The sequence below is a fragment of the Nostoc sp. genome (genome assembly GCF_035638895.1).
GTDB lineage: Bacteria > Cyanobacteriota > Cyanobacteriia > Cyanobacteriales > Nostocaceae > Nostoc.
The window spans coordinates 1-5,639 of the sequence record NZ_DASQZC010000146.1 but is presented as its reverse complement, the minus strand read 5'-3'; the positions used below and the strand labels follow the sequence as shown (position 1 = coordinate 5,639).

The following is a 5,639-nucleotide window of genomic DNA, read 5'->3' as shown; positions in this document are numbered from 1 at the left end:
GCTGAGTTTCATATCCTGGAGATAGACGGCAAGGAAAGTGGCATGACCAGTCAGAAAACTCAATCGATAAACCTCAAAATTGCTGTAGTTGGAGATATTCACGACCAATGGGAAGTGGAAGATGGCGTTGCACTCAAGCATCTGGGTATTGACTTAGTGCTGTTTGTCGGGGATTTTGGCAATGAATCGGTGGAAGTGGTCAGAGCGATCGCATCTCTCGATATTCCTAAAGCAGCCGTGATGGGCAACCACGATGCCTGGTACACCGCCACCGAATGGGGACGTAAAAAGGCTCCTTATGACCGCTCTAAGGAAGACTGGGTACAGGATCAACTCGATTTATTAGGTTTGTCCCATGTCGGTTACGGTAAGTTGGATTTTCCCGCTTGGAATTTAACTGTAGTGGGGGGTCGTCCTTTTACCTGGGGTGGCCCAGAGTGGAAATTCGCGGAAATCTGTAAAGAACGTTACGGTGTGACGAGTTTGGAAGAATCCGCCGATCGCATCTTCAAAGCAGTTAAAAGCGCCGCTTACGAGACAATTATATTTTTGGGTCACAATGGGCCTAGTGGGTTAGGCGATCGCCCCGAAGACCCCTGCGGCAAAGACTGGCACCCAATCGGCGGCGACTTTGGCGATCCAGATTTGGGCGAGGCGATTTCTCAAGCCTTGACTGCTGGTAAAACCATTCCTCTGGTGACATTTGGTCACATGCACCGCGATTTACGCCATACCAAGAAGGTGCAGCGCAAACCTATCTTTAGAAGTCCAGAGGGAACAATTTACTTAAATGCGGCTAGTGTCCCTAGGATTGTGGAAGATGGTGGCGAGAAGTTGCGTAACTTTTCTATTGTCTCCTTAGAGGCGGGTGTGGTTTCGCAAGTCTCCCTAATTTGGGTGGGGAATGACTTTCAAGTGGCTAAGGAGGAAATTTTGTATGAGCGATCGAATCCAATAGTGCAATCTGCGTAGATAATAGGGTATAGTATTATCTGTCAAGTTTAGTGCTAACCAACAAAAGCGCCTAAATAGCGTCTGAAACTAGGATCAGCACAAGTTTGACAGATTTACTGGAGAGGTGGCAGAGTGGTCGATTGCGTCCGACTTGAAATCGGATGAGGCTAAAACCTCCGGGAGTTCGAATCTCCCCCTCTCCGTTGAATATTTTGTGAACAGTAGCAGCCAATATAGTCATGATTACATCATGATTATATTTTTCAATTGCCAGCTTAAACCTAATGTTTGACAAGAGCTTTAAACATAGAGGTATTTTAACAGAGATACTTTTATCAAATTTTGGCTGCTATCACTAAATCTATAAGGCTGGCTGATAGAAGTGCAACATGCTTAAGCTTAACTATACACTTAGAGTTTTAAGCAACATAAAGCACTTTTAAAATTAAAAGGATATTTATAATTTATACAATATAATTGAATTTTTCTATTGATACCAAGCTGTCATAGACAAGGCTTAGGCAGATAGAACATTTTCAAGTTTGTAAAATAAGGGTAATAAATTTAAGTATGCAAGAACAAATAAAGCCGGGTTTACACGGGCAAGTACAACGTAAATTATACATATTGAGCGACGAAGAAGAAAAGATTCTTCAGAAGTTTGGTAATGAATGGTTTGTAACTAGGCTCGATGGTTTAAAAATCGGAGATAGAAGTGAATACAAGTATGCCTTAATTAAAGCACCTAAAAATTATCAGGAGCTTTTTAATTTTGAAAGAGAATTAATTATTATTTTTAGTGATTATGAGTCTTTTCAGCCTAGATCAACTGACGCGATTGATGCTGTTTCAGATCAACTTCAAGATTTAAGAATAGACAAAATATGTAGTGTTATGTTGAGTAAAGACGATAAAATAGAAGAAAAAATCAGAAATTATTTAAAGGAATCTCAAGAATCTCAGGTTATAGTTCCAATATCTTATAGCGAAATTTTGAATAATTATAGTGATCCTTATTTCTTAAGAAATAAATTTAAAACCAACTTTTATACAAGGGACTTATTTGATTTTCAATCACCATTAAAAAAAGATTTATATTTCTTTGGTAGAACCGATATTATTAACAAAATAGTAAATAGACATTTTTCAAATGAAAATTCAGGGTTATTTGGCCTACGCAAAACAGGAAAGACTTCTGTAATTTTTGGAATTCAAAGGGCACTAGATAAAATAGGTGCAAACTCGATTTTGATTAGTTGCGATGATCCCAGCTTTCAACAAAGGAGATGGAATAAATGTTTACATTATATAATTGTAGAAATTGATAAAAAATATAAATTAAATTTACCATTGCAAAAAGAAGATAAATATACAGAAGAAAATGCTTCTCAAATTTTTGCCGAAGAAATTTGCAAAATTTATCATATTTTTAAAGAAAAAAGTATTTTAATCATATTTGATGAAATCGAACGTATAACTTTTAATATTTCTAGTGTTACACACTGGGAGAAAAAATTTGATTTTATATTTTTCTGGCAAACTTTAAGAGCTAATTTCCAAAAGTTAAATAATGTTTTCTCTTATTTAATCGTAGGAACAAACCCACTTTGTATAGAAGAATCAAGTATTTTTGGAAAAGATAATCCTATTTTTCACTCAATACCAATTGAATACTTACCAAGATTTGATGTACCACAAACCAGAGATATGGTTAGGAAACTTGGGAGAATTATGGGATTGCAGTTTGAGGAAATAATTTATTCAAAATTAACAGAAGATTATGGTGGACATCCATTTTTAATCAGACAAGTATGTAGTTTAATCCATAAGCTAAACACTCAAAATTTACCAGTTATAGTAGATAGAATTACTTATAATGAAGCTAAAAATGAATTTGATAAAAATCATGCTTCTAAATATATTCAAATGATGGTTAGCGTATTAAGTGAGTTTTATCCTGACGAGTACGATTTACTAGAATATTTAGCCATTGGTGAGCTTAACTTTTTTAATCAGTATGCTAGGGAGTCAACAGAATATACTAATCATTTAAAAGGTTATGGAATTATCAGTCAGACTAGAGATGAATATGATTTTAAAATAGATGCAGTCAAACAGTATCTAATCCAAAAAAATAAATATAAAAAGGTTAATGCAAGCAATGAAGATATGTTAAATGAAATATCTCAAAGAAGAAATGCTTTAGAACCAAAGTTAAGGAAAATAGTTCGTACTCAGTTAAAAGCTAAATACGGCGAGAATCAAGCAAGAGAGAAATTATTAGTTTATTTTAGTAAAGAAGAACAAAGAAAGCATAATCATCTAGCTTATAAAGATTTGTTCGATCCTGATAAGGTAAATATATATTTTGAAATTTTGAGAAATATAATTAAAAAAGAATGGTCAACATTTGAACACATTTTCTCACGTAAGCAAGATGAATTTAATTCAAAAATGGAAGCTATAAATAAGTATAGGGCTGATGCACATGCCAAACAGATGACACAAGATAAGATGGGTCACTTTAGAGACTGCATGACATGGATTGAAACCCATGTAAACGATTTTTTAGAAGACTAAAAATTACATATTATTTAACCTCTATAATTAAAGATTCAAATACGTTCTTAGAAAACAAAAAGTATAATCACCCTCTATCCCCTATGGATATCATGCTACCATTACCAATAAATTCTTTTGGGAGGTCAATCAATGGCTAGCCTTCATGCGCTAGATATTCCCGATGAGTTATACGAACGGCTGCAACAGTTAGCTAAAGCTGAAAATAGCTCAGTTGATGCTCAAGTTATTACAATCTTGCAGAATGCCTTGCAGGTAAAAACACAGCCAACAGAAGACGAAAGGCGAAAAAATGTCCCAAAACTCTTAGAGGAAATCCGCCTTCGCCGTGAGAGTCGCCAGACTGATGTGGAATGGCCTGATAGTACTGCGTTAATCCGAGAAGATCGAGACAGATGACTATCCCTCTTAGATGTGTTGTAGACGCAAGTGTAGCTATTAAGCAATTTATACCAGACGATCCACTAACTCCGAAAGTTAATCAACTGTTTGCTCATCTTGCCAATCCTCAAACTGCGATCTTTGTCCCAGACCTGTTTTACATTGAGTGTGGCAACATCATTTGGAAGTATGTCCGCGCCAGACTTTATGCTGTTGCTGATGTGCCAGCAGATTTAGCAACTCTCAAAAGCTTCCCCTTGCGTGTTGTCTCTACGGCTGATTTGATGGCGGATGCAGTTGCGATCGCATTAAATTATGGAATCTCCGCCTACGATGGCTCGTATGTTGCACTTTCACAGCAGGTAGGTGCTACTTTACTGACTCTCGACGGTAAGCTGGTAAAAGCAATAGCCGCTTCTTCTTACAATGTTTCCTCGTTTAATGACTTTGAGGTTCCGCCGTTGGAGTGGATGTAGAAGCGATCGCTTTTCCTCAATATATATTCAACCCCAAAGTATTGGATGAGACTAAGCATCTCGATACATCAGGGTTGGGGATGAGGTTCAGACTGTATTACACCGAAGTGAGAATCACTTGGAGTGATTAAGTTGCCCGATCAATTTTTTGCACTTCTTCATGAGATAGTTTCACATTGATAGCTTGTGCTGAGTCTTCAATGCTAGAAACCTTGCTAGCACCAGGAATTGGCAAAATGGCAGGCGACTTGGAACGCAACCACGCCAAGACGATATTATATACTGACACGCTTTTTTCTTTAGCTAAGTTAGCGATCGCAGGGATATCTTGTAAATCCTGATGGCGACGCCTACCACCAAAGGGACTCCAAGGCAAAAACGTCAGTCCTTGTTGTTCGCAATACTTCAACACGCCGTCATTTTCTGGTTGTCGTTGCCAAGGGCTGTATTGATTCTGCACCGAGACAATATCCACTACATCCCGCGATCGCTTAATTTGTTCAACGGAAAAGTTAGAAACTCCCACAAATCGAATCAAACTTGCCTCGACTGCTTCTTTCACAGGTGCAAGGGATTCTTCGATGGTGTACTTAGGATCGGGCGAATGATATTGCCAAACATCGATGGGTTTAGCACCACCTAACGCTTCAAAGCTAACTCGAATTGTTTCGCGTAAATGTTCTGGATTGCCGTTGCTTGTCCAGTTTCCATTGGGACGCATCAAACCGCCCTTCGTTGCCACAATTACTTGGCTAACATCGCCTTTGTAACTAGTAAGTGCCTTGTGAATTAGTCTCTCGTTGTGGTGCTTATCTGACTCATCTTTGCAGTAAGAGTCGGCAGTGTCAATCAATGTGATACCCAGATCCAAAGCCCGATGAATAACTTGGATTGATTCCGATTCGGGAGGACGATTAGAAATTGACATGGGCATACCACCCAAACCGATCGCACTTACAAAGATACCAGTTTTTCCTAGCTGTTTGGTTTCCATGCTTCTAGCTCTAGCTTTCTGCCCCAATTATCTACCAGCTAGCCAAAGCTTGTTTAGCAATTCATCATAAATCCTCCCTAGTACTTAGACTTAGTGAGCAGTGAATGGATTAACAAGGGAATACTCTACTTAGGGGTTAAATATTCTATACACAAACACTGATGAAAATTGTAGAGGAAACTCGTACTAGATTACAGCTAAAGCATCAACCACTCAGATATTGGTTCATCGGGTGGTGCCTTTTTACTGTTTGT

The 5,639-nt window shown here is 37.9% G+C and carries 5 protein-coding genes and 1 tRNA gene; 5 read left to right on the top strand and 1 reads right to left on the bottom strand.

The genetic code is table 11. The annotated features are described in order from the left end of the window. Window positions 1-42: 42 nt before the first annotated feature. The 5 genes from VE944_RS07085 (at window position 43) to VE944_RS07065 (ending at window position 4,391) form a co-directional block, all read left to right on the top strand. Window positions 43-972, top strand: coding sequence for a TIGR04168 family protein (locus VE944_RS07085; RefSeq protein WP_324974320.1), 930 nt, complete (start codon window positions 43-45; stop codon window positions 970-972). Between the two features lie 100 nt (window positions 973-1,072). Then, window positions 1,073-1,157 (top strand) — tRNA-Ser (locus tag VE944_RS07080). 367 nt (window positions 1,158-1,524) lie between these two features. After that, window positions 1,525-3,534, top strand: coding sequence for a hypothetical protein (locus VE944_RS07075; protein ID WP_324974317.1), 2,010 nt, complete (start codon window positions 1,525-1,527; stop codon window positions 3,532-3,534). Between the two features lie 132 nt (window positions 3,535-3,666). Beyond that, a complete protein-coding gene (locus VE944_RS07070) occupies window positions 3,667-3,933 on the top strand; it encodes a hypothetical protein (RefSeq protein WP_324974314.1) in 267 nt (88 codons plus the stop codon). Next, window positions 3,930-4,391: a type II toxin-antitoxin system VapC family toxin gene (locus VE944_RS07065; RefSeq protein ID WP_324974312.1), complete on the top strand. Its 462-nt coding sequence runs from the start codon at window positions 3,930-3,932 to the stop codon at window positions 4,389-4,391. The genes VE944_RS07070 and VE944_RS07065 overlap by 4 nt, the downstream gene beginning before the upstream one ends. A gap of 127 nt (window positions 4,392-4,518) precedes the next feature. Here the strand turns inward: VE944_RS07065 and VE944_RS07060 are convergent, their stop codons facing one another. Further along, on the bottom strand, window positions 4,519-5,385 hold the full coding sequence (locus VE944_RS07060; protein WP_324974309.1) for an aldo/keto reductase: 867 nt from the start codon (window positions 5,383-5,385) through the stop codon (window positions 4,519-4,521). Window positions 5,386-5,639 lie beyond the last annotated feature (254 nt).